This window comes from Streptomyces flavalbus (assembly GCF_042674625.1).
Taxonomy (GTDB): domain Bacteria; phylum Actinomycetota; class Actinomycetes; order Streptomycetales; family Streptomycetaceae; genus Streptomyces; species Streptomyces flavalbus.
Genome location: NZ_JBHTEB010000001.1, coordinates 4,977,062 through 5,000,145, shown reverse-complemented (window position 1 = coordinate 5,000,145; position 23,084 = coordinate 4,977,062). Strand labels below are relative to the sequence as shown.

The window sequence follows — 23,084 nt, the reverse complement described above, 5'->3', positions numbered from 1 at the left end:
ACCGCGGGAACGCCGTGAACGGCTGTCAGAAAGGCGGGAACTGACCCAACCGATGCGCTACTCAACCCGTCGCAGCGCGTCCGCGGGCCGCAGCCGGGAGGCCCGCCAGCCGCCGAAGGCCCCCGCGATGAGCCCACCGGCCACCGCCAGACCGACCGCGAGACCGATGGTCGTCACACTGACCGGCGCCGTCAGCGCGACCTCCAGGGTGCGGGACGCCGCCTGCCGCATCGGACCGCCGCCCATGCCCCCGGGGCCGCCGGTCCCACCGCCACCGCCCAGCTCGGCCTGGAGCGTGGGGCTCACCGCCGTCACCGCGTAGGCGCCCGCGAGCCCCAGGGCGATGCCGAGGACGCCACCGACCAGACCGTTGACGACGGCCTCACCGACGACCTGCCGGGTGACCCGGCCCGACCGCCAGCCCAGCGCCTTCAGCGTGCCGAACTCCCGCACCCGGCGCGAGACCGCCGAGGAGGTGAGCAGCCCGGCGACCAGGAACGCGGCGATCAGCACCACGATGGACAGCCACTTGCCGACGCTGGTGGCCAGCGAGGACGCCGTCGACAGCGAACCGGAGACGGTGTCGGCGAGGTCGGCGGAGGTCGTCACCGTCGTACCGGAGATGTTCTTCTGGATCTCCGACTTGACGCTGTCGATCCGCTGGGAGTCGGTCGCCTGCACGTAGATCGTGGTGACCTTGTTCTTCGAGTCGCTGAGGGTCTGCGCCTGCTTCAGCGGGACGTAGAGGTTGGCCGCCGCGTCGCCGCTGTCGGCGGTGGCGATGCCGATGACCTCGAACTTGACGCTCTTGATCGTGACGGTGGAACCGACCTTGAGTTCCTTCTCCTTGGCGTACGCCGAGTCGACGACGGCGACCTTGGCGTTGGTCTCGGAGGTCTTGAACGTACGGCCGCTGGTGATCTTGGAGGAGGTCAGCGGGCCGAGGGCGGGCTCACTGACGTCGGTGCCGTAGACCGAGTAGTTGTTGACGTCGAAGTCGGCGCCGCCGCCCTGCACCTCACCGCCGGGCTGCTCACCGCCGCTCCCGCCGGGGAAGCCCTGCTGCGCGTTGCCGGAGTCGTCCTGCTGGAACTGACCGCGGGTGAACTGCCCGCTGACCTTGATGACCTGGAGGCTCAGCCCGCCGACCGCGTCGGAGACGCCGTCCTGCTCGGCGACCTTGGCGACGGTCGAGGACGACAGCGTCTGGAAGCCCTGCACCATGACGCGGTCGGTGCTCTGCTCCTCGTCGGAGTCGCTGTCCTGGGCGTCGAACTGGAACCGGGGCCGGGCGTCCTCGCCGTCGGTGGGCGCGGTCGCCGCCTTGGTGACGGTCATGTCGGTGCCCAGGCCGTAGAGCGATTCGAGGACCTTGTCCTGGGCCTTGCCCATGCCGGAGGACACGGAGTTGACGACGATGACCAGCGCGATGCCCAGCGCGAGGCCGGAGGCGACGACGAGGGCCGCCTTTCTGCGGCGGCGCAGCTCGCGCCTCAGGTAGGTGAAGAACATGCGCCGCAAGCTAGGCGCGCGGCGTGATGAAGGGATAAGCCCCGGATAAGAGAAGGATGAGAAGCCCCGGAGACGCCTCGGAGGCCCCCATGGACGCCGGAGCCTCCCGGAAAAGGCGAATGCCGCCCCGGAGGGCGGCATTCCCCGTGTGCGGGAGCGTCAGGCGGCGGAGCCCGCCGTCCACTGGTCCCAGCTCATGTTCCAGCCGTTGAGGCCGTTGTCCGGGGAGACGGTCTTGTCGCCGGTGTTCTGGACGACGACCACGTCACCGACGATCGAGTTGTTGTAGAACCAGGCGCCCGGCGTGTTCGGGTCGTCCGCGCCCTTCTTGTCCTGGAGGCCGACGCAGCCGTGGCTGGTGTTGACGTTGCCGAAGACGGACGGCGAGCCCCAGTAGTTGCCGTGGATGAAGGTGCCGGAGGTGGTCAGGCGCATGGCGTGCGGCACGTCCTTGATGTCGTACTCGCCCTTGCCGTCGTCGTCGGTGAAGCCGACCGTCGCGCCGTTCATCCGGGTCTCCTCGAACTTCTCGGAGATCACCATCTGGCCTTCGTACGTCTTGTTCTCGGGGGCGCCCGCGGAGATCGGGATGGTCTTGACGACCTTGCCGTCCTGGGTGACCTTCATCTGCTTGGTCTCGGCGTCGACGTAGGTGACCTGGTTGCGGCCGATCTTGAAGGTGACCGTCTTCTGCTGGACGCCGTAGACACCCTCGGCACCCTCGACGCCGTCGAGGGCCAGCTTCAGGGTGACGGTGGCGCCCTCCTGCCAGTAGTCCTGGGGGCGGCAGTCCATGCGGTTGGCGCTGAACCAGTGGCAGGCGACCTCCTGGCCGCTGCTGGAGGTGACCGTGACGCCCTTCTGGACCTCGGCCTTGTTGGTGATCGCCTTGTCGAAGTTGATCGACACGGGCATACCGACGCCGACCGTGGAGCCGTCCTCCGGCGTGAAGTAGCCGAGGAAGCTGTTGTCCGGGGAGACCGTGGTGAAGGAGGCGTTCTCGTGGGCGGCGCGGCCCTCGGAGTCCTCGGCGGTCGCCGAGATCTTGTAGGTGGTGGAGCGCTCAAGCTGGACGCTGGGCTTCCAGCTCGTCTTGTCGGCCGATATCTCGCCCTCGACGGCGACGCCCTCCGCGGTCTCCATGGTGACCTCGGTGAGCGTGCCCTTGCTCACGGTGACGGCGGCGTCGTTGTTGATGGAGGCGTTGCTCGAACCGTCCTTGGGCGTGATCTTGATCTGCGCCTCGGAGGTCTTCGCGGCGGCGGCCTCGTCGACCTTCGCGGCCGAGGTCTCGTTGCCGCCGCTGCCGGAGGCGTCGTCGCCGTCGTCTCCGGAGCAGGCCGAGAGCACCAGCACACCACCGAGCAGAGCGGACGCGACCGTCAGGCCCCGACGCCGCCTACTGTTCGTCATCACACGCTTCTCCATCGTTACCGAATCCCCAAAACCCCGGAGTCCCCGTCAAGAATCTTCAACGCTACGACCGGTTCGTCCCGTTCCACATACGCTCGATGTGTGGGGCACGCCACGTCCCGCCGTGCGGCTTGGCGCGATGGTCGGTCACTGCGCACCATGAGACGACGAAATCCCCGGCCGCGGTTGCCCTCCATGGTCACGATTTCCCCAAGGCGCCCGCCCCAATCCGCCCGCCGTGCCCCCTGTGAGATCCATGACGTCGGGCGAGATCCGTTCACCATCTCCCGACAAACCGCGACATCTTCGGACGTTTCCCCCGCGAGGCGCACATCCCATGGCTCCCGCGACTTTCCCGCGGCCCGGGCCTTTCATTAGCATCCCCCCACACGGCCAATTCGCCAGTGCCACAAGGGGATCGATATTCCGTGTCATCCGCTCGCCGTCCGTTGCTGACCGCCACCGCCGCAGGCACCCTGCTGGGGGCCCTGTGGTTCGTCCCCTCCGCGAACGCGACGGGAGACGACGCCACGGTCAGACATCTGCCCACGGACACGCGGACGGCGCAGGCGAGGGCGGTCTCGCTGACCACCTCCGACACCGGCGCGGCCACCGCGGCCGACACCGGCGCCGACAGCGGCACCCGGCTCGCCGACACCGGCAGCTTCGACAGCACCCCGTACGTCGTCGGCGGCACGTTCTGCCTCGCCCTGGGCGCCGGTTTCGTGGTGTATTCGGTGCGCAGGGAACGGCTTGGGTTCTAACTACCCGAATACGCGCTCGATTTGACGTTCCCTTGACCCTGTCTTCATAGTCCGCTCATGAAGAGATCATCGAGCGCGCGCCTGGGCGCCACGGCCGTGGTGGGCGTCCTGTCGCTCGCCCTCGTCACGGGCTGCTCCGACAGCGGTTCGGACGACACCAAGGACACCGGCTCGGGTTCCGCCTCCGGGTCGGGCTCCGGCACGCAGGCCGCGAAGGCGCTCAGCGCGGCGGAGTTGAAGGGCGTCATCCTCGCGCAGGGGGACGTCGAGGGCTACAAGATCGGGCCCGTGGAGGAGTCGATGACGTCCTCCAAGAGCGACATGAAGACGGACGAGAAGTGTCTGCCGATCGCCTACGTCATGAGCGGGCTCGCCCCCGGTGACGCGGCGGCGGAGACCAACCGCATGGCCACCCAGGAGAAGGAGCCCACGGACACGGCCTCCCAGTCGATGGAGGACCTGGACGAGGGCGAGTTCGAGGACGCGTTCACCGACGCGCTGAGCGTGGACGTCACCATCGTCGGGCTCTCCTCCTACGAGGGGGCGGGCGCCGAGGAGACCATGGCGGCCGTCTCCGACGCGGTGAAGGGCTGCGCGGGCGGCTTCTCCGCCACCTCGGAGGGCGAGGAGGCGAAGGTCACCAAGGTCGCCGAGGAGAAGGCGACCGGCGGCGGTGACGCGTCGGTGGCGTTCGCGGTGACCGGGGAGATGGACGAGTCCGGGGGCGACACGTCCACCGTGCACGCCCAGGTGGTCCGGCACGGCAGCACCATCGCCACGTACTACACGCTGAACCTGGGCGCGATGATGTCCGGTGGCGGCGAGGAGTACTCCGTCCCGGCCGCGCTGGTCGAGGCGCAGGCCGCCAAGCTCAAGTAGACCGGGAGGAGGGGCCCCAGGGCCCCTCCCCACCCCCTCACCGCAGCGGCCCCGTCACCTTCTCCACCGCCGCCAGCAGCCCCCCGCCCCGCACGAAGGCGTCCGCCGCCGCGAGGTCGGGGGCCAGGAACCGGTCGGGACCCGGCCCGCCGACCCCCGCCTCCCGGGCGGCGTCGATGACGGCGCGGGTCGCCGGGGCCGGGGTCAGCCCCTCGCGCAGCTCGACGGCGCGGGCGGCGGCGTACAGCTCGACGGCGAGGACCCGGGTCAGGTTGTCGACGGCGGTCCGCAGCTTGCGCGCCGCCGACCAGCCCATCGACACGTGGTCCTCCTGCATCGCGGAGGACGGGATCGAGTCCGCCGACGCCGGTACGGCCAGCCGCTTCAACTCGCTGACCAACGCGGCCTGCGTGTACTGGGCGATCATCAGCCCGGAGTCCACGCCCGCGTCGTCCGCGAGGAACGGCGGCAGCCCGTGGCTGCGGTTCTTGTCCAGCAGCCGGTCGGTGCGCCGCTCCGCGATGGACGCGAGGTCGGCGACGGCGATGGCGAGGAAGTCCAGCACATAGGCGACCGGCGCCCCGTGGAAGTTCCCGTTGGACTCCACCCGCCCGTCGGGAAGAACCACCGGGTTGTCCACCGCCGACGCCAGCTCCCGCTCCGCGACCAGCCGGGCGTGCGCGAGGGTGTCCCGCCCGGCACCGGCGACCTGCGGCGCGCAGCGCACCGAGTAGGCGTCCTGGACGCGGGGCGCGTCGTCCTGGTGGTGCCCGGTCAGCCCGGACCCCTTCAGCACGGCGAGCATGTTGGCGGCGCTGGCGGCCTGCCCGGGGTGCGGACGGATGGCGTGCAGCTCGGGGGCGAGCACCTTGTCCGTGCCGAGCAGCGCCTCCAGCGACAGCGCGGCGGTGACGTCGGCGGACTTGTACAGGGCGTCCAGGTCGGCGAGGGCCATGACCAGCATCCCGAGCATCCCGTCGGTGCCGTTGAGGAGCGCGAGCCCCTCCTTCTCACGCAGCTCGACGGGTTCGATCCCGTGCACGGCGAGCAGCTCACCGGCGGGCCGTACGACGCCGTCCGGGCCCTCGGCCTCCCCCTCCCCCATCAGGGTCAGCGCGCAGTGCGACAGCGGGGCGAGGTCGCCGGAGCAGCCGAGGGAGCCGTACTCGTGGACGACCGGGGTGATCCCGGCGTTCAGCACGTCGGCCATGGTCCGCGCGACCTCGGGGCGTACGCCGGTGTGCCCGGAGCAGACGGTCTTCAGCCGCAGGAACATCAGCGCCCGGACGACCTCCCGCTCGACCGGCGCGCCCATCCCGGCGGCGTGCGAGCGGACGATGTTGCGCTGGAGCTGGGCCCGCAGCTCCTGGCTGATGTGCCGGGTCGCGAGGGCGCCGAAGCCGGTGGAGACGCCGTAGACGGGGTCGGGCTTGGCCGCCAGCGCGTCGACGATCCCGCGGGCCGCGGTCAGGGCGGCCACCGCCTCCTCGGCCAGTTCGACCCGGGCGCCGCCACGCGCCACGGCGAGCACGTCGGACGCCGTCGTCCCGGACGTCCCCACCACCACAGTGTGCATATCCATATTCAGGAGCGTACGCAGTGAATCTGAGGATGTCACCAGTGGGGCGGCCTTGCACCCCTTACCCCGCCCACCCAGCGCCCCCCTTCTAGTCCCGCCCCCGGAAGCGCCGCCGCTCCGGGCTGGCCTCGTCGGACGGGGTGTCGGCCAGCCGTACGACCGGGTCGTCCGGCCCCTCCCGGCCCGCGACGACCGGCCGGGTGGAGCGCTCGGCCTTGGCCCGGTACTGGGCGGCGTCCGCGAGCCGGAACAGGCGGCGGGCGCTGCGCACCGGCCCGATCGGCTCCGCGGTGGACGCCACCCCGCACGCCACGCCCTCCCCCAGCTCCAGCTCGGCGGCCCGGCGGCACAGCTCGTCGGCCACCTTCACCACGTCGTCGGCGGGCGGGCCGACCGCGAGCAGGCAGAACTCGTCGCCGCCGAGCCGTGCCACCAGCGCGCCCGGCAGCATCGCGCCGCACAGCGACAGCACCGACCCGAACCGCTCCAGCAGCCGGTCACCGACCGCGTGCCCATGGGTGTCGTTGACCCGCTTGAGCCCGTTCACATCGCAGACGACGAGACTCACGACGGTGCCGTCCGCGCGGTACCGCTCGACCGCCTCGTCCAGCCGCATGTCCACGCAGCGCCGGTTGGCCAGCCCCGTCAGCGCGTCGGTGAAGGCCAGCCGCCGGGCCTCCTCCAGCCGCTCGGTCTGCGTCAGCCCCGCCGCCACCACGGAGGCGAGGACGGTCGCGAAGTCGGCGTCGCCCCGGTCGAAGACGTCCGCGCCGACCGGCCGGGCCACGTACAGCTCGCCCCATGCGCGCCCGTGCAGCACCACCGGCGCGACCACGCAGCAGCCCCGGCCCCGGCGGCGCAGGGCGGCGACGCGCTGGTGGCAGTACCCGGAGCGCAGCCCCTCGGCCGGGCCCTCGGCGGTCTCCACCCAGGCGTTGGGCTCACCGCCCGCGGCCCACTGCTCGTGCAGGAACTCGGTGATCTCCGCGAACTGGTGCACCGGGTACGCCTCGTCCTCCGGGAACTCCAGCTCGTCCGGGGCGCGCTCGCCGACGTTCACCAGGACCCTGAGCCGCCCCAGCTCCCGCTCCCACACCGACAGCGCGGCGAAGCTCCCGGTCAGCGCCCGGCAGGCGCCCAGGGCGGCGGCCCGCCATGACTCGCGCGGGGTGTGGGCGGCGGCCATGCCCTGCGCGAGCGCCACGACGTCCTGGAGCCGCTTGTCGTCAGCCATTCCTCCAGGCTAGGGACGTTCAGGGCGAACGGGGACATTGAGGGGACGGGAGGGTGATCGACCGACCCGCCAGGACCCCACCGGCGGCACCGGCGGCACCGGCGGCACCGGCGGCACCGGCCGCGCCCGCCTCACTCACCGGGCCACTGCGGCTTCCGCTTCTCGTTGAACGCCGCCACCCCCTCCGCCCGGTCCCCCGAGAACGCCACCGACCGCCACGCCGCGTCCTCCACCTCAAGCCCCGCCCGCAGATCAAGCCCGTGCCCCAGCCGCAGCGCCCGCTTGGCCGCCCGCAGCCCCACCGGCGAGTTCCCGGCGATCCGGGCGGCGAGCGCGAGGGCGGCCTCGCGGTCCCGCCCCTCCTCGACCAGCTCGTCCACGAGCCCCAGCTCGCGCGCCTCGGCCGCCGCCACCCGCCGCGCGCTGAAGATCAGCTCGGCGGCCCGCGCCGCCCCCACCCGGCGCGGCAGCAACTGCGTGCCGCCGCCTCCCGGGATCACCCCGACGGACACCTCGGGCAGCCCCACCACCGCCGTGCCGTCGGCCACGATCACGTCGCACGACAGGGCCAGCTCGAACCCGCCGCCCAGCGCGAACCCGTGCACCGCCGCGACCGTGGGCACCGGCAGCTCAAGCACCCCGGTGTAGGCGCCCCGTGCCACGGGCCGCTGCCGCACCAGCTCCGCGTCGCTGAAGGAGTTGCGCTCCTTCAGGTCGGCGCCCACGCAGAACGCCCGCTCGTGCGTGGAGGTGAGGACGACCACCCGGACCTCCCGGTCGGCCCCCAGCGCCGTACACGCCTCGGCGATGGACCGCGCCATCCCGGTCGACACGGCGTTCATGGCCTTGGGCCGGTCCAGGGCCAGCTCCGCCACGTGCCCGCCCTCATGCCGCCGCACCAGGACGAACTCCCCGAACCGCTCCTCGCTCACAACGCCCTCCGGTTAACGCGGGTTAACAACGTCCGCCACGATCATCGCAGCCCCGCCCCCCAAGGAGAAGAGGGGAAAACCCCGAGAGAACCCGGAGAACCCGGAGAACCCGGAGAGCCCGGGGAACCCGAGAAGCCATGGCCCCCGGAGAACCCGAGAAGCCATGGCCCCCGGAGAACCCGAGAAGCCATGGCCCCCGGAGAACCCGAGAGCCCCCGCAGGGCTACGCCCCGCCGTCCCGCCGCATCAGCAGCCACGGCTCCACGACCCCGAGTCCACGCACCGGCCGCTGCCACATCGGCTGAAGCGCGAAGCGGTACGTCGGCGGCTCCTCGCCCTCCTTCTCCGCCGCCGCCGCGGCCTCGGCCGCCTCCGTCTCCGAGGCGGGCGCCTCCCCGGTGCGGATCAGCTCCTCGGCGAAGGCGCTGTCGACGAGGACGGCGTCACGGGGCGCTATCGAGGTGAGCCGGGACGCCAGGTTCACGGTCGTACCGAAGACATCGCCCATCCGGGTGGTGACCGTGCCGAAGGCGATCCCGACGCGCAGCTCGGGCATGGTCTCGTCGTTGGCCATGGTCTCGATGAGCCGCAGCGCGATCTCGGCGGCGACCCCGGCGTCGTCGGCGCTGTAGAGCACCTCGTCACCGAGCGTCTTGATCAGCCGTCCGCCCCGGGCGGCGACCAGGTCGGCGGCGGTGGTCTCGAAGGCCTCCACCAGCTCCCCGAGTTCCTCCTCCTCAAGGCGCCGGGTCAGCCGGGTGAAGCCGACCAGGTCGGCGAAGCCCACGGCGAGCCGCCGGTCGACCATCTCCTCGTCGTCGGTGGCCTGCACGACCCGCCCGGTGGCCGCGGCGAGCTGCCGCCGCCAGACGTAGACGAGGAACTCCTCCAGTTCCGGCAGCAACAGCTCGACCAGCGGATACGTCACCTCGGTGCGGGTCATCCCCGGCTCCGGCGGCTCGGTCAGGCCCTCCAGGAAGGAGTCGATCTGCCAGTCCGCCAGCCGGGCGGTGGTCTGCCCGGTGGAGCGGGCCACCTGCACGGCCATCGCCTCGCTGAGCAGCCCCGCCTCCACCAGACCGGCGAGACGGCGCAGGGCGAGCACGTCGGCCTCGGTGAGCGCCTTGGCCTGCCCGATGTCGGCGAAGCCCATGGCCCGCCAGAACCGGGAGGCCAGTTCCATGGAGACCCCGGCGCTGCGGGCCGCCTGGAACGGGGTGTAGCGGCGCTCGGCGCCGAGGATGAGCTGTTCGAGGCGCAGGGCGAGGGGGTCGTCGCCGGGGTCGGCGGCCCTCGGCTCCGCCCGGCCTTGCGCGTCCGTGCCGGAGCCCGTGTCGTCGACGGTCACGCCTGTTGCCCTTCCGATCTGCCGCGGTCAGGTATCGACCGGCCTCAACTCTACGGCAGATGTGCCGCAGCTCACTCCGTGAGAAAAGCCGGACGCACGCTCTCTGCCTGCGTACTCGCCGGTGCGCCCGCCCGCGTACCCGGCCGCTCACGCGGGGCGCAGGTGCACGATGTCCCCCGCCCCCACGGGCTCCCGTACGCCGTCCTCGGTGGCGAGCACCAGCCGCCCGTCGCCGTCCACGGCGACCGCCTCACCGACCACCGCCCGCTCCCCGGGCAACTCGGCGCGCACCGGCCGCCCGAGCGTCGCGCACCCCGCGGCGTAGGTCTCCTGGAGCCCGCACGCCGACGCGTCGCCGCCGACGGCCCGCCACGTGCCGTACCACTGCTCCAGCGCCCGCAGGACGGCCCGCAGCAGCGGGTCGCGGTCCGTGCTGACCGCCCCGGCCAGCGCCAGCGACCCGGCGTGCGGCACCGGCAGCTCGTCGGCGCGCAGGGTGACGTTGACGCCGACGCCGATGACGACGCCGTCGTCGGCCCGCTCGGCGAGGATGCCGCCCGCCTTGCGCTCCTCGCCGCCGACGGTGACCAGGAGGTCGTTGGGCCACTTGAGGGCCGTGTCGACCCCGGCGGCGCGGGACAGCCCCGTGGCGACCGCGACGCCGGTGAGCAGCGGCAGCCAGCCCCAGTGGGCGACCGGCACCTCGGTGGGGCGCAGGAACACGGAGAAGAAGAGGCCGGAGCGGGCCGGTGCCGTCCACTGCCGGTCGAGCCGCCCGCGCCCCGCGGTCTGCTCCTCGGCCACGAGGACGGCGCCCTCGGCCACCTTGCCCGCGCTGGCCAGCGCGACGAGGTCACCGTTGGTGGAACCGGTGCTCCGCACCACCTCCACCCCGGACCACAGCCCGCCCTCCCGTACCAGCCCGCGGCGCAGGGAGGCGGTGTTCAGCGGGGGCCGTTCCAGGTCGGACCAGCGACCGCCGTTGTTCGCGTCTGATGCATCGTGCGGCGTCATGCAAGCCAGCCTAGGTGTGGTAAATGCCGCACTGCCGATCGGTAGGCCCCCCACTACGCTACGGATGAGTAGCCGACCCCCCTTCTGAGCACCCTTTTCAGAACCCGAGGCAGGGAGAGCAGCATCCCGATGTCCGAGCCGGAAGAGCTGGCGCAGCAGCCCGACATCCACACGACCGCGGGCAAGCTCGCGGACCTCCAGCGCCGTATCCACGAGGCGACCCACGCGGGCTCGGAGCGTGCCGTGGAGAAGCAGCACGCCAAGGGCAAGCTGACGGCGCGCGAGCGGATCGCCCTGCTGCTGGACGAGGACTCCTTCGTGGAGCTGGACGAGTTCGCCCGGCACCGCTCCACCAACTTCGGCCTGGAGAAGAACCGCCCCTACGGCGACGGCGTGGTCACCGGCTACGGCACGGTGGACGGCCGTCCGGTGGCCGTGTTCTCGCAGGACTTCACCGTGTTCGGCGGCGCGCTCGGCGAGACGTACGGCCAGAAGATCTGCAAGGTGATGGACTTCGCGCTGAAGACCGGCTGCCCGGTCATCGGCATCAACGACTCCGGCGGCGCCCGCATCCAGGAGGGCGTGGCCTCGCTCGGCGCGTACGGCGAGATCTTCCGCCGCAACACCCACGCCTCCGGTGTGATCCCGCAGATCAGCCTGGTCGTCGGCCCGTGCGCGGGCGGCGCGGTGTACTCCCCGGCGATCACCGACTTCACGGTCATGGTCGACCAGACGTCGCACATGTTCATCACCGGCCCGGACGTCATCAAGACGGTCACCGGTGAGGACGTCGGCTTCGAGGAGCTGGGCGGCGCCCGCACCCACAACACCGCCTCCGGCGTGGCCCACCACATGGCCGGGGACGAGAAGGACGCGGTCGAGTACGTCAAGCAGTTGCTGTCCTACCTGCCGTCGAACAACCTCTCCGAGCCCCCGGCCTTCCCCGAGGAGGCCGACCTGACGGTCACGGACGAGGACCGCGAGCTGGACGCGATCGTCCCGGACTCCGCGAACCAGCCGTACGACATGCACACCGTCATCGAACACGTCCTCGACGACGGGGAGTTCTTCGAGACGCAGGCGCTGTTCGCGCCGAACATCCTCACCGGGTACGGCCGCGTCGAGGGCCACCCGGTCGGCATCGTCGCCAACCAGCCGATGCAGTTCGCGGGCTGCCTGGACATCACCGCCTCCGAGAAGGCGGCCCGCTTCGTGCGCACCTGCGACGCGTTCAACATCCCGGTGCTGACCTTCGTCGACGTGCCCGGCTTCCTGCCCGGCGTCGACCAGGAGCACGACGGCATCATCCGCCGCGGCGCCAAGCTGATCTACGCCTACGCCGAGGCGACCGTCCCGCTGATCACCGTCATCACCCGCAAGGCGTTCGGCGGCGCGTACGACGTCATGGGCTCCAAGCACCTGGGCGCGGACCTGAACCTGGCCTGGCCCACGGCCCAGATCGCGGTGATGGGCGCGCAGGGCGCGGTCAACATCCTGCACCGCCGCACCATCGCCGAAGCGGAGGATGTGGAAGCGACCCGGGCGCGCCTGATCCAGGAGTACGAGGACGCCCTCCTCAACCCGTACACCGCCGCCGAGCGCGGCTACGTCGACGCGGTGATCATGCCGTCGGACACCCGCTCGCACATCGTCCGCGGCCTGCGCCAACTGCGCACCAAGCGGGCCGCGCTCCCCCCGAAGAAGCACGGCAACATCCCCCTCTGACGACTAGGAGCCCGCTGTGACCATCAAGGTCGTCCGGGGCAACCCGACCCCCGAGGAGCTGGCCGCCGCCCTGGCGGTGGTCCGCGCGCGCGCCGCGGCGGCGGCTGCCACGCCGCCCGGCGCGCCCGGCCCCCGCGCCTCCTGGGCCGACCCGTCCCGCATCGCCGCCCAGCACGTCCCGCACCCGGGCCCGGCGTCGTGGAGCCGCACGTACTGGCCCGCCTGACCCGCCGCTCGATTTGAGTACGCGTACTCAGGCGCCCTCAGGAGCCCCGCCGGACCATGGCAGACATGCTGTGGTCCGACCCGGAGAACGAGCCCCCCAAAGAGCTGCGCGCCATGCAGGCCATGCTGCGCAGACTGGGCGTCCTCCTGGCCCTGGCCATGATCCTGGCGATGATCGTGACGGGCCTGAGGTGAAGGGCCCCGGACCGCGCCACTAACCTGGCCGTATGACTGATCAGCCGCGCCGCCGCCTCGTCCTCGCCTCCCAGTCACCCGCCCGTCTGGGCCTGTTGCGGCAGGCGGGGCTGGCGCCGGAGGTCGTGGTGAGCGGGGTCGACGAGGACGCCGTCACCGCCCCCACCCCCGCCGACCTGGCGCTCGCGCTGGCCGAGGCGAAGGCGTCCGTGGTGGCCGCCCGGCCGGAGGTCAAGGGCGCCCTGGTGATCGGCTGCGACTCGGTCCTCGACCTGGACGGGCAGGCCCTGGGCAAGCCCGCGGACGCCGAGGAGGCCACCGCGCGCTGGAAGGCGATGCGCGGCCGGGTGGGCACCCTCCAGACGGGCCACTGCGTCTACGACACCCTCAGCGGCCGGTACGCCTCGGCGACCGCCTCCACGGTGGTCCGCTTCGGTGAGCCCACGGACGAGGAGGTCGCGGCGTACGTCGCCTCGGGTGAGCCGCTCCACGTCGCCGGGGCGTTCACGCTGGACGGCCGCTCGGCGCCGTTCATCGACGGCATCGACGGCGACCACGGCAACGTGATCGGCATCAGCCTGCCCCTCGTACGCCGTCTGCTGGCGGAACTGGGCGTGGGGATCACGGAGTTGTGGGCGCCGGTGGAGTGACGGCGGGCCCGTCGCCCTGGGTCTCCCGCGGGGCGTCGGCGGTGTCGCCCCGCTGACCGTCGTACGTCATCAGCAGCAGCACGATCAGGGCGAGCACGACGACCATGGACAGGAAGGCGTGCCAGCCCACCAGCCCCCAGGTGAAGGCGCCGAGCAGCCCGTGCACCACGGCCGCGCTGATCAGCAGCAGTCGCCCGAACCCGGCGGGCCGCCGGTCACGCAGGGCCACCAGCAGGGCGACCAGACCGCACAGCGCGAAGTAGAGCCCGAAGACCACTCCACCGACCTTCGAGGACGTCGACATAACGTCCGGGTCGAGGCCCGCGAGTGACATGTCCTGTCGGTCCACGACGACTCCGAGGAACCAGTTCAGCGCGGCCACGCCGAGGGCCTCCGCGAACAGCAGAACCGCCACCACCCACGCAACCGGCCTGCGCACCACAGCCCACCACCCCTGTTACCTCGGTTACCGGAAGTACGTTTCCTGTGAGCGCGAACGCTACTAACGGGTAAACCTTCGGACAAGGGTTCAGCGGTGGGCAAAGATTCGTTGGGCCATTCGTAGGGACTCCACAAAGAAACGGAGTGGGCCGCAGCACGCTCTCACAGAGACCTTGACCACACAGGACGGCTAGGGTTTTCCGGAGCAGCCCTGTGTACCGCAGTACGACAAGGGATTTCGCAGGTCGAGCGAGCCTCGAATCACGCTCCGTGTGGGCAAGCTCACCATTGGGGACGGGTCGAAGTGCCGTGTCGGCAGTCCCTAAACTCGGCTTGTTTCAAGGAGGGAGCCTCATCGTGCGCAAGGTGCTCATCGCCAACCGTGGCGAAATCGCTGTCCGCGTTGCCCGGGCCTGCCGGGACGCCGGTATCGCGAGCGTGGCCGTCTACGCCGACCCGGACCGGGACGCTCTGCATGTCCGCGCCGCGGATGAGGCGTTCGCCCTGGGCGGTGACACCCCGGCCACCAGCTATCTGGACATCGAGAAGGTCCTGGGCGCCGCCCGCGAGTCCGGGGCGGACGCGGTCCACCCGGGCTACGGCTTCCTCTCCGAGAACGCCGAGTTCGCGCAGGCGGTCCTGGACGCCGGTCTGATCTGGATCGGCCCGCCGCCGCAGGCCATCCGCGACCTGGGCGACAAGGTGGCCGCCCGGCACATCGCGCAGCGCGCCGGGGCCCCGCTGGTCGCGGGCACCCCCGACCCCGTGTCCGGCGCCGACGAGGTCGTGGCCTTCGCCGAGGAGCACGGCCTGCCCATCGCGATCAAGGCGGCGTTCGGTGGCGGCGGTCGCGGTCTGAAGGTGGCCCGCACCCTCGAAGAGGTCCCCGAGCTGTACGACTCCGCGGTCCGCGAGGCCGTGGCGGCCTTCGGCCGGGGCGAGTGCTTCGTCGAGCGCTACCTGGACAAGCCGCGCCACGTGGAGACGCAGTGCCTGGCCGACAAGCACGGCAACGTGGTCGTCGTCTCGACCCGTGACTGCTCCCTCCAGCGCCGCCACCAGAAGCTGGTGGAGGAGGCCCCGGCCCCGTTCCTCTCCGAGGCGCAGATGGCCGAGCTGTACGCGGCGTCGAAGGCCATCCTCAAGGAGGCCGGGTACGTCGGCGCGGGCACGGTGGAGTTCCTCGTCGGCAACGACGGCACGATCTCCTTCCTGGAGGTCAACACCCGCCTCCAGGTGGAGCACCCGGTCACCGAGGAGGTCGCCGGGATCGACCTGGTCCGCGAGATGTTCCGCATCGCCGACGGCGAGGAACTCGGCTACGGCGACCCGGAGCTGCGCGGCCATTCCCTCGAGTTCCGCATCAACGGCGAGGACCCGGGCCGGGGCTTCCTGCCCGCCCCCGGCACCGTCACCACGTTCGCCCCGCCGTCGGGCCCCGGCGTCCGCCTGGACGCGGGCGTGGAGTCCGGCAGCGTGATCGGCCCGGCGTGGGACTCCCTGCTGGCCAAGCTGATCGTGACCGGCCGCACCCGCAAGGAGGCCCTCCAGCGCGCCGCCCGCGCCCTGGAGGAGTTCACGGTCGAGGGCATGGCCACCGCCATCCCGTTCCACCGCGCGGTGGTGAAGGACCCGGCGTTCGCACCGGAGGTCCACGGCGAGGAAGGCCCCTTCACGGTCCACACCCGCTGGATCGAGACGGAGTTCGTCAACGAGATCAAGCCCTTCACCGCCACCGCCGACACGGAGACGGACGAGGAGACGGGTCGCGAGACGGTCGTCGTCGAGGTCGGCGGCAAGCGCCTGGAGGTCTCCCTCCCGGCCTCGCTGGGCATGTCCCTGGCCCGCACCGGCCTCGCCGCCGGGGCCAAGCCGAAGCGCCGCGCGGCCCGCAAGTCGGGCCCGGTGGCCTCCGGCGACACCCTCGCCTCACCCATGCAGGGCACCATCGTCAAGCTCGCGGTGGAGGAGGGTCAGGAGGTCAAGGAAGGCGACCTGATCGTCGTCCTGGAGGCGATGAAGATGGAGCAGCCCCTGAACGCCCACAAGTCGGGCACCGTCAAGGGCCTCGCGGCGGAGGTCGGCGCGTCCGTCACCTCGGGCGCGGCGATCTGCGAGATCAAGGACTGACGCACCCGGGAGCGCCCGGCGGCTGGCTGACGAAGGCAAGCCCGCCGGGCGCTCGCGCGTTCCCGCACCCGACCGCTCGCCCCCTCCCTCCCACGCCCGTCAGCGCCGCCGGAGGTCGGCGACCCTCGCCCGCTCGCTTCCGGGCGCCTGCTCCCCGAGGCTGCGCAGTGAGGGCGCCGTGCCCTGGACCTGACCGCGGCGCGGGGAGGGGAGCGGCACGTCCCGGCGCTGCTGGCGTGCTGGGGCGGGCTCACCCCCCGCCACGTTTCCCGAGCCGCCCTGCGCGCCCGCCACGGCGATCTGGACGCCCTGGTCGGCCAGGGCCTGCAGTTCGGTGGCGGCACGGTCGTCGTGCGCGGGCGGATCATCGGTCACCAGCCGGGTGATCACATCGGTCGGCACCGTCTGGAACATGGTGTCCGACCCCAGCTTGGTGTGGTCGGCCAGGACCACGACCTCGGCGGCGGCCTGCACGAGCGCCCGGTCGACGGACGCGGAGAGCATGTTGGACGTGGACAGCCCCCGCTCGGCGGTGAGCCCGCTCCCGGACAGGAAGGCACGGGACACCCGCAGCCCCTGGAGGGACTGTTCGGCTCCACTCCCGACCAGGGCGTAGTTGGACCCCCGCAGGGTCCCCCCGGTCATCACCACCTCCACCCGGTTGGCATGGGCCAGCGCCTGGGCCACCAGCAGCGAGTTGGTGACGACGGTCAGCCCGGGCACCCGGGCGAGCCGACGGGCCAGCTCCTGCGTCGTGGTCCCCGCCCCCACCACGATGGCCTCGCCCTCTTCGACGAAGCCCGCGGCGAGGTCGGCGATGGCCGTCTTCTCGGCGGTCGCGAGATGTGACTTCTGCGGAAAGCCGGACTCCCGCGTGAAACCGCCCGGCAGTACCGCACCGCCATGTCGGCGGTCGAGGAGTCCTTCTGCCTCCAGTGCGCGCACGTCCCGCCGTACGGTCACTTCGGAGGTCTGGACGACGCGGGCCAGCTCACGGAGCGACACGGCTCCGTTCGCTCGCACCATTTCGAGGATCAATTGGCGACGTTCTGCAGCGAACACGAAACTGACAGTAACCCCAACGACCGTCTGGTTTCAGCAGTTTGCGCCGAATAACAGAAGTTGTTCGCACACCAGGGGTGGAGGTGGTATAGGGGCCTAGGCCACCCGCCTATGCCACGACGCCACCCCGCCACCCTCCGTGACCAGCGAAGAGTCCCTTTCGGCCGTCAGACCTCGACGCCCGCCTTACGGGTGTGCAGTTGCCGCGCGACCTCCGCGATCGACCCCGACAGGGACGGGTAGACGGTGAAGGCGTTCGCGATCTGTTCGACGGTCAGGTTGTTGTCGACCGCGAGCGAAATCGGATGGATCAGCTCCGAGGCGCGCGGCGCGACCACGACACCCCCGACCACGATCCCGGTCCCCGGCCGACAGAAGATCTTGACGAACCCGTCCCGGATGCCCTGCATCTTGGCCCGCGGATTCCGCAGCAGCGGCAGCTTCACCACCCGGGCGTCGATCTTCCCGGCGTCGACGTCGGCCTGGCTGTACCCCACCGTGGCGATCTCCGGATCGGTGAAGACATTGGACGACACGGTCTTCAGGTTCAACGGGGCGACGGCATCACCAAGGAAGTGGTACATCGCGATACGCCCCTGCATGGCGGCGACGGACGCCAACGCGAACACCCCGGTGACGTCACCGGCCGCGTACACCCCCGGAGCGGTGGTCCGCGACACCTTGTCCGTCCAGATATGCCCGGAGTCCCGAAGCCGCACCCCCGCCTCCTCCAGCCCCATTCCGGCGCTGTTGGGAATGGCGCCCACGGCCATCAGACAGTGCGACCCGGCGATGACGCGCCCGTCAGCGAGCGTCACCTCGACCCGGTCCCCCACCCGCTTGGCGGACTGCGCACGGGACCGCGCCATGACGTTCATCCCGCGCCGCCGGAAGACCTCCTCCAGCACGGCGGCGGCGTCCGGGTCCTCCCCCGGCAGCACCCGGTCCCGCGACGACACGAGCGTCACCTTGGACCCGAGCGCCTGATAGGCCCCGGCGAACTCGGCCCCGGTGACACCGGACCCCACCACAATCAGCTCTTCAGGCAGCTCATCAAGGTCGTACACCTGGGTCCAGTTGAGGATCCGCTCCCCGTCGGGCCGGGCGTCGGGCAGCTCCCGGGAATGCCCCCCGGTAGCCACCAGCACCGCGTCCGCCGTCAGGGTCTCCTCACTCCCGTCGGCGGCGGTGACGACGACCTTCCGGGACCCGTCGAGGGCCTGCGTCCCCTCAAGGCGCCCGCGCCCCCGCATGACCCGCGCACCGGCGCGCGTCACGGCGGCGGTGATGTCGTGCGACTGCGCCAGCGCGAGCCGCTTCACGCGCCGGTTGACCTTCCCCAGGTCAACGCCCACCACCCGGGCGGCCTGCTCGATATGAGGGGTGTCATCGGCGACGATGATCCCCAGCTCCTCGTACGACGAGTCAAAGGTGGTCATCACCTCGGCCGTGGCGATGAGGGTCTTCGACGGCACGCAGTCGGTCAGCACCGACGCCCCGCCCAGACCGTCGCAGTCGACGACGGTCACCTCCGCGCCGAGTTGCGCGGCCACCAGGGCCGCTTCGTATCCGCCGGGTCCGCCACCGATGATCACGATCCGAGTCACGTACTCCATTGTCCCGCACACCTCACCCGAGGGCCGCCTCGGGGCCCTCCCGACGCCCCTTCCGTTACCGGAGTGACGCACGTGCCGCCTGCCGTACCCTCTCCCCATGTCGCTCTACGCCGCCTACGCCGGCAATCTCGACGCGCGGCTGATGACGCGCCGCGCCCCGCACTCGCCGCTGCGCGCCACCGGCTGGCTCAACGGCTGGCGGCTCACCTTCGGCGGCGAGCACCTGGGCTGGGAAGGCGCGCTGGCGACCCTCGTCGAGGACCCGGTCAGCCAGGTCTTCGTCGCCCTCTACGACATCGCCCCGATGGACGAGGAGTCACTCGACCGGTGGGAGGGCGTGGGCCTCGGCATCTACCGCCGCCTGCGCAACGTGCGCGTCCACACCCTGGAGGGCGAGGAGCAGTCCTGGACGTACGTCCTCGACACCTACGAGGGCGGCCTGCCCTCGGCCCGCTACCTGGGCGAAATCGCGGACGCGGCGGAATCCGCGGGCGCGCCCCACGACTACGTCATGGAGCTGCGGAAACGCCCCTGCTGACGCCACCCTCCTCGGAACGAGAACGGAACAATCCGCATCCGGTGAGGTCTGTCATCTACGCGCGTAGGCCCAGACCGGCTACCCTCAACCACGTGAACGCATCTCTTCTTCCGGACGACATCCAGGGCGACCCCCACGCCGCCGCCGACGCCGCCGCCGCTCGCCTGCGCGAACTCACGGGCGCCGAGTCCCACGACGTCGCCCTCGTGATGGGCTCCGGCTGGGCCCCGGCCGTGGACGCCCTCGGCGCACCCGAGGCCGAACTCCAGGTCACCGACCTGCCCGGCTTCCCGCCCCCGGCGGTCGCTGGCCACGGCGGCAAGGTCCGCTCGTACCGCATCGGCGACAACCGCGCCCTGGTCTTCCTCGGCCGCACCCACTTCTACGAGGGCCGGGGCGTCGCCGCCGTCGCCCACGGCGTCCGCACCGCGGTAGCCGCAGGCGCCAAGACAGTCATCCTCACCAACGGCTGCGGCGGTCTGCGCGAGGGTATGCGTCCCGGCCAGCCGGTCCTGATCAGCGACCACATCAACCTCACGGCGGTCTCCCCGATCATCGGCGCGAACTTCGTCGACCTGACCGACCTGTACTCGCCGCGCCTGCGCGCCCTGTGCAAGGAGATCGACGCCACGCTGGAGGAGGGCGTCTACGCCCAGTTCCCCGGCCCGCACTACGAGACTCCGGCCGAGATCCGCATGGCCCGCGTCATCGGAGCGGACCTGGTGGGCATGTCGACGGTCCTCGAAGCGATCGCCGCGCGGGAGGCGGGGGCGGAGGTGCTGGGGATCTCCCTCGTCACCAACCTCGCGGCGGGGATGACGGGGGAGCCGCTGAACCACGAGGAGGTCCTCCAGGCCGGACGCGACTCGGCGACGCGGATGGGGGCGTTGCTGGCGCAGGTGCTGGGGCGGTTGTAGGGGAGTCGGGGGCGTGCACGCCCCGGCGCTAACCGGGTGCCGCCGATCCCCGTACCGCTGGGTGGGTCGCGCGGCCCGGCGCTAACGGGGTGCCGCTGCGCCCACCCTCCCCCAAGCTCTCGGCTTCGCTCGAGCAGGGGGACCCCCATCGCCCCAGCGGCACGACTGCCCGCAGTGACGGCGGAGCCGACGACGAGTCGCAGTCGCCGTACTACGGAAGGGGCCGTGTCGGGGGGTGTCCGCCCGCAGTGGTTCGCGCGCAAGACCCCGTCCACCCCACGACCCACAGCCCGCGCGGTTCCGAGGACGGACACCCCCCGGCGCGGCCCCGACCCACCCCCCGGCAGACAGCGCTACGCACGCCACCCACCACACAGCCACAGGCCGCCGCAGGCATACTCACGAACACACCCGAGAGGTTGGACCGAACGTGCAGCACGACGATCTTCTCGCACGAGCCCAGGCATGGCTGGCCGAGGACCCCGACCCGGAGACCCGCGACGAGCTGGCCAAGCTCCTCGACGCGGGCCAGGACGCCACCGAAGAACTCGCCGCCCGCTTCAGCGGCACCCTCCAGTTCGGCACCGCCGGTCTCCGAGGCGAACTCGGCGCGGGCCCCATGCGCATGAACCGCTCCGTCGTCATCCGCGCCGCCGCCGGTCTCGCCGCGTACCTCAAGAAGCAGGGCAACCAGAACGGCCTCGTCGTCATCGGCTACGACGCCCGCCACAAGTCCCAGGACTTCGCCCGCGACACCGCCGCCGTCATGACCGGCGCGGGCCTCAGGGCAGCCGTACTCCCCCGCCCCCTCCCCACCCCCGTCCTCGCCTTCGCCATAAGGCACCTCGGCGCGGTAGCGGGCGTAGAGGTCACCGCCAGCCACAACCCACCCCGCGACAACGGCTACAAGGTGTACCTCGGCGACGGCTCCCAGATCGTCCCGCCCGCCGACACGGACATCGCCGCCGAGATCGCCGCGATCACGACCCTCACCACCGTCCCCCGCCCCACCACCGGCTGGGACACCCTCGACGACGACGTCCTCAACGCCTACCTCACCCGCACGGACGCCGTCCTCTCCCCCGACACCCCCCGCACCGCCCGCACCGTCTACACGGCGATGCACGGCGTGGGCAAGGACGTCCTCCTCGCCGCCTTCGCCCGAGCGGGCTTCCCCGAGCCCACCCTCGTCACCGAGCAGGCCGACCCCGACCCGGACTTCCCCACCGTCGCCTTCCCCAACCCGGAGGAGCCCGGCGCGATGGACCTCGCCTTCGCCAAGGCGACGGAGACCGACCCGGACCTGGTCATCGCCAACGACCCCGACGCGGACCGCTGCGCGGTCGCCGTCAAGGACGACGGCACCTGGCGGATGCTCCGCGGCGACGAGGTAGGCGCCCTCCTGGCCGCCCACCTGGTGTCCCGCGGCGCGCACGGCACGTTCGCGGAGTCGATCGTCTCGTCGTCCCTCCTCGCCCGCATCGCCGCGAAGGCGGGCCTCCCCCACGAGGAGACCCTGACCGGCTTCAAGTGGATCGCCCGGGTCGAGAACCTCCGCTACGGCTACGAGGAGGCCCTCGGCTACTGCGTGGACCCCGACGGCGTACGCGACAAGGACGGCATCACGGCCGCCCTCCTGATCACGGAACTGGCCTCGGTCCTCAAGGAAGAGGGCCGCACCCTGCTCGACCTCCTCGACGACCTCGCCGTCGAACACGGCCTGCACGCCACGGACCAGCTCTCGGTCCGCGTGGAGGACCTGTCGATCATCGCCAACGCGATGACCCGCCTCCGCGAGACCCCGCCCACCACCCTCGCGGACCTCCCCGTCACCAACGCGGAGGACCTCACCCAGGGCACGGCCACCCTCCCGCCCACGGACGGCCTCCGCTACACCCTCGACGGCGCCCGCGTCATCGTCCGCCCCAGCGGCACGGAACCGAAGCTGAAGTGCTACCTGGAGGTGGTGATCCCGGTCCCCGACCACACGACCCTCCCCACGGCCCGCGCAAAGGCAACGGACCTCCTGACGGCCCTCAAGCGAGACCTGGCCGCAGCAGCGGACCTCTAAAGGCCACGCCCCCACGCCCCGCTCAAGGCTCACGCCCCCGCAAAAGGCCCACGCCCCCGCGCCTCACCCAGAGGCGCGGGCCACGCACCCCCAGAAACCCCCGGTCACCCGACCGCCAGCAACACCACCACCAACAACACCGCCCCCGCCCCCGCAGGCCCCATCACCTCGTAAGCCCACCGCACGGACACCTCCCCCTGCGCCTCCGCCGCCTTCTCCCGAGCCCCCCACATCTCCCGCAACTCATCCATCACCTGGTCGGTCTCCGCCCGCACCGGCCCCGCGTCCGAGTCCGCCGCGACGGGATCGATCCCCCCGAGCCCCCCGAAGCCACCCCCGAACGACAGCCCCCGCCGCCGCCCCTCACCCCGCGCCGCCGCATCCCGCCGAGCCTGCTGCCGGGCCGCCTTCTTCCGCGCCCGCAGCGACACGGGGATGGACCACAACTGGTACTTCTCCCCCGACGCCGCCACCACCTCGTTCGTGTACCCGGACCGCAGCGACGCCACCTCCCCCCACGGCAGCACCACCACCCGGAAGGGGTTCCGCACCCGCAGCCGGTCCTCCCCCGCGAACACCGCGGGCCGCAGCGTGAACGCGATCACCAGCGGCACCAGGAACAGCATCACGGCCAGCGCCAGCCAGGGCGTGCGCCCCTCCCCCGTCACCACCGCGTCGCCCCCCAGCCACCCGATGACCAGGAGCAGCAGCACCCCGGCCACCAGGGCGGACGGCGACCGGTAGATCCGGTCCCGGGTGCGGGGCGGCTCGGGCCGGGGCCCGGATGACTGGTTCTCGGAGCTGCTCATGCCCCCGATTCTGCCCGACCCCACCGACAC

General features: G+C 71.8%; 21 protein-coding genes. 10 read left to right on the top strand and 11 right to left on the bottom strand.

Annotated elements, in window-relative coordinates; genetic code table 11:
• Positions 1-57: 57 nt before the first annotated feature.
• Positions 58-1,512, bottom strand: coding sequence for an ABC transporter permease (locus ACFQZ6_RS22655; RefSeq protein ID WP_381611886.1), 1,455 nt, complete (start codon positions 1,510-1,512; stop codon positions 58-60).
• A 159-nt stretch (positions 1,513-1,671) separates the two neighbouring features.
• Positions 1,672-2,925, bottom strand: a complete 1,254-nt coding sequence (locus ACFQZ6_RS22650; RefSeq protein ID WP_381611885.1) for a L,D-transpeptidase — start codon at positions 2,923-2,925, stop codon at positions 1,672-1,674.
• A 428-nt stretch (positions 2,926-3,353) separates the two neighbouring features.
• On the opposite strand from ACFQZ6_RS22650, the gene ACFQZ6_RS22645 reads away from it, so the two are divergent.
• Positions 3,354-3,689, top strand: coding sequence for a hypothetical protein (locus tag ACFQZ6_RS22645; protein WP_381611883.1), 336 nt, complete (start codon positions 3,354-3,356; stop codon positions 3,687-3,689).
• Between the two features lie 57 nt (positions 3,690-3,746).
• Positions 3,747-4,568 carry a hypothetical protein gene (locus ACFQZ6_RS22640; protein WP_381611881.1) on the top strand — a complete coding sequence of 274 codons (822 nt, stop codon included), beginning with the start codon at positions 3,747-3,749 and terminating at the stop codon, positions 4,566-4,568.
• A gap of 37 nt (positions 4,569-4,605) precedes the next feature.
• On the opposite strand, the gene hutH is transcribed toward ACFQZ6_RS22640, so the two are convergent.
• From hutH to ACFQZ6_RS22615, 5 genes are all read right to left on the bottom strand, one after another.
• Positions 4,606-6,144: a histidine ammonia-lyase gene (gene hutH / locus ACFQZ6_RS22635; protein ID WP_381618555.1), complete on the bottom strand. Its 1,539-nt coding sequence runs from the start codon at positions 6,142-6,144 to the stop codon at positions 4,606-4,608.
• 91 nt (positions 6,145-6,235) lie between these two features.
• The gene (locus tag ACFQZ6_RS22630; RefSeq protein WP_381611879.1) at positions 6,236-7,381 is read right to left on the bottom strand and encodes a GGDEF domain-containing protein; all 1,146 of its coding nucleotides are present in this window, start codon (positions 7,379-7,381) and stop codon (positions 6,236-6,238) included.
• Between the two features lie 131 nt (positions 7,382-7,512).
• On the bottom strand, positions 7,513-8,313 hold the full coding sequence (locus ACFQZ6_RS22625) for an enoyl-CoA hydratase/isomerase family protein (protein WP_381611877.1): 801 nt from the start codon (positions 8,311-8,313) through the stop codon (positions 7,513-7,515).
• A 223-nt stretch (positions 8,314-8,536) separates the two neighbouring features.
• Positions 8,537-9,661 (bottom strand): adenylate/guanylate cyclase domain-containing protein, encoded by a 1,125-nt coding sequence (locus ACFQZ6_RS22620; protein WP_381611875.1) that lies wholly within the window; start codon positions 9,659-9,661, stop codon positions 8,537-8,539.
• A 147-nt stretch (positions 9,662-9,808) separates the two neighbouring features.
• Complete coding sequence (locus ACFQZ6_RS22615; RefSeq protein WP_381611874.1) at positions 9,809-10,675, bottom strand: biotin--[acetyl-CoA-carboxylase] ligase; 867 nt, start codon at positions 10,673-10,675, stop codon at positions 9,809-9,811.
• Positions 10,676-10,804: 129 nt separating this feature from the next.
• Between ACFQZ6_RS22615 and ACFQZ6_RS22610 the strand changes: the two genes are divergently transcribed.
• The 4 genes from ACFQZ6_RS22610 to ACFQZ6_RS22595 all read left to right on the top strand — a co-directional run bounded on the left by ACFQZ6_RS22610 (position 10,805) and on the right by ACFQZ6_RS22595 (position 13,470).
• A complete protein-coding gene (locus ACFQZ6_RS22610) occupies positions 10,805-12,400 on the top strand; it encodes an acyl-CoA carboxylase subunit beta (RefSeq protein ID WP_381611872.1) in 1,596 nt (531 codons plus the stop codon).
• Between the two features lie 16 nt (positions 12,401-12,416).
• Complete coding sequence (locus tag ACFQZ6_RS22605) at positions 12,417-12,626, top strand: acyl-CoA carboxylase epsilon subunit (protein ID WP_381611871.1); 210 nt, start codon at positions 12,417-12,419, stop codon at positions 12,624-12,626.
• A gap of 65 nt (positions 12,627-12,691) precedes the next feature.
• The gene (gene mmpB, locus ACFQZ6_RS22600; RefSeq protein WP_381618553.1) at positions 12,692-12,820 is read left to right on the top strand and encodes a morphogenic membrane protein MmpB; all 129 of its coding nucleotides are present in this window, start codon (positions 12,692-12,694) and stop codon (positions 12,818-12,820) included.
• A 32-nt stretch (positions 12,821-12,852) separates the two neighbouring features.
• On the top strand, positions 12,853-13,470 hold the full coding sequence (locus tag ACFQZ6_RS22595; protein ID WP_381611869.1) for a Maf family protein: 618 nt from the start codon (positions 12,853-12,855) through the stop codon (positions 13,468-13,470).
• Here ACFQZ6_RS22595 and ACFQZ6_RS22590 read toward each other — a convergent pair.
• Positions 13,442-13,912: a hypothetical protein gene (locus ACFQZ6_RS22590; protein ID WP_381611867.1), complete on the bottom strand. Its 471-nt coding sequence runs from the start codon at positions 13,910-13,912 to the stop codon at positions 13,442-13,444. The genes ACFQZ6_RS22595 and ACFQZ6_RS22590 overlap by 29 nt on opposite strands.
• A 356-nt stretch (positions 13,913-14,268) precedes the next feature.
• Here ACFQZ6_RS22590 and ACFQZ6_RS22585 point away from each other — a divergent pair, with 356 nt between their 5' ends.
• A complete protein-coding gene (locus ACFQZ6_RS22585; RefSeq protein ID WP_381611865.1) occupies positions 14,269-16,041 on the top strand; it encodes an acetyl/propionyl/methylcrotonyl-CoA carboxylase subunit alpha in 1,773 nt (590 codons plus the stop codon).
• Between the two features lie 99 nt (positions 16,042-16,140).
• Here ACFQZ6_RS22585 and ACFQZ6_RS22580 read toward each other — a convergent pair whose 3' ends face one another.
• Complete coding sequence (locus ACFQZ6_RS22580; protein ID WP_381611863.1) at positions 16,141-17,103, bottom strand: DeoR/GlpR family DNA-binding transcription regulator; 963 nt, start codon at positions 17,101-17,103, stop codon at positions 16,141-16,143.
• A 167-nt stretch (positions 17,104-17,270) separates the two neighbouring features.
• Positions 17,271-18,719: an NAD(P)H-quinone dehydrogenase gene (locus tag ACFQZ6_RS22575; RefSeq protein ID WP_381611862.1), complete on the bottom strand. Its 1,449-nt coding sequence runs from the start codon at positions 18,717-18,719 to the stop codon at positions 17,271-17,273.
• Positions 18,720-18,816: 97 nt separating this feature from the next.
• Between ACFQZ6_RS22575 and ACFQZ6_RS22570 the strand changes: the two genes are divergently transcribed.
• The 3 genes from ACFQZ6_RS22570 (at position 18,817) to ACFQZ6_RS22560 (ending at position 22,245) form a co-directional block, all read left to right on the top strand.
• A complete protein-coding gene (locus ACFQZ6_RS22570; protein ID WP_360217975.1) occupies positions 18,817-19,257 on the top strand; it encodes a gamma-glutamylcyclotransferase in 441 nt (146 codons plus the stop codon).
• Positions 19,258-19,349: 92 nt separating this feature from the next.
• Positions 19,350-20,174: a purine-nucleoside phosphorylase gene (locus ACFQZ6_RS22565; protein WP_381611859.1), complete on the top strand. Its 825-nt coding sequence runs from the start codon at positions 19,350-19,352 to the stop codon at positions 20,172-20,174.
• A 430-nt stretch (positions 20,175-20,604) separates the two neighbouring features.
• Complete coding sequence (locus ACFQZ6_RS22560) at positions 20,605-22,245, top strand: phospho-sugar mutase (RefSeq protein ID WP_381611858.1); 1,641 nt, start codon at positions 20,605-20,607, stop codon at positions 22,243-22,245.
• 104 nt (positions 22,246-22,349) lie between these two features.
• Here the strand turns inward: ACFQZ6_RS22560 and ACFQZ6_RS22555 are convergent, their stop codons facing one another.
• On the bottom strand, positions 22,350-23,054 hold the full coding sequence (locus tag ACFQZ6_RS22555; RefSeq protein ID WP_381611856.1) for a PH domain-containing protein: 705 nt from the start codon (positions 23,052-23,054) through the stop codon (positions 22,350-22,352).
• Positions 23,055-23,084 lie beyond the last annotated feature (30 nt).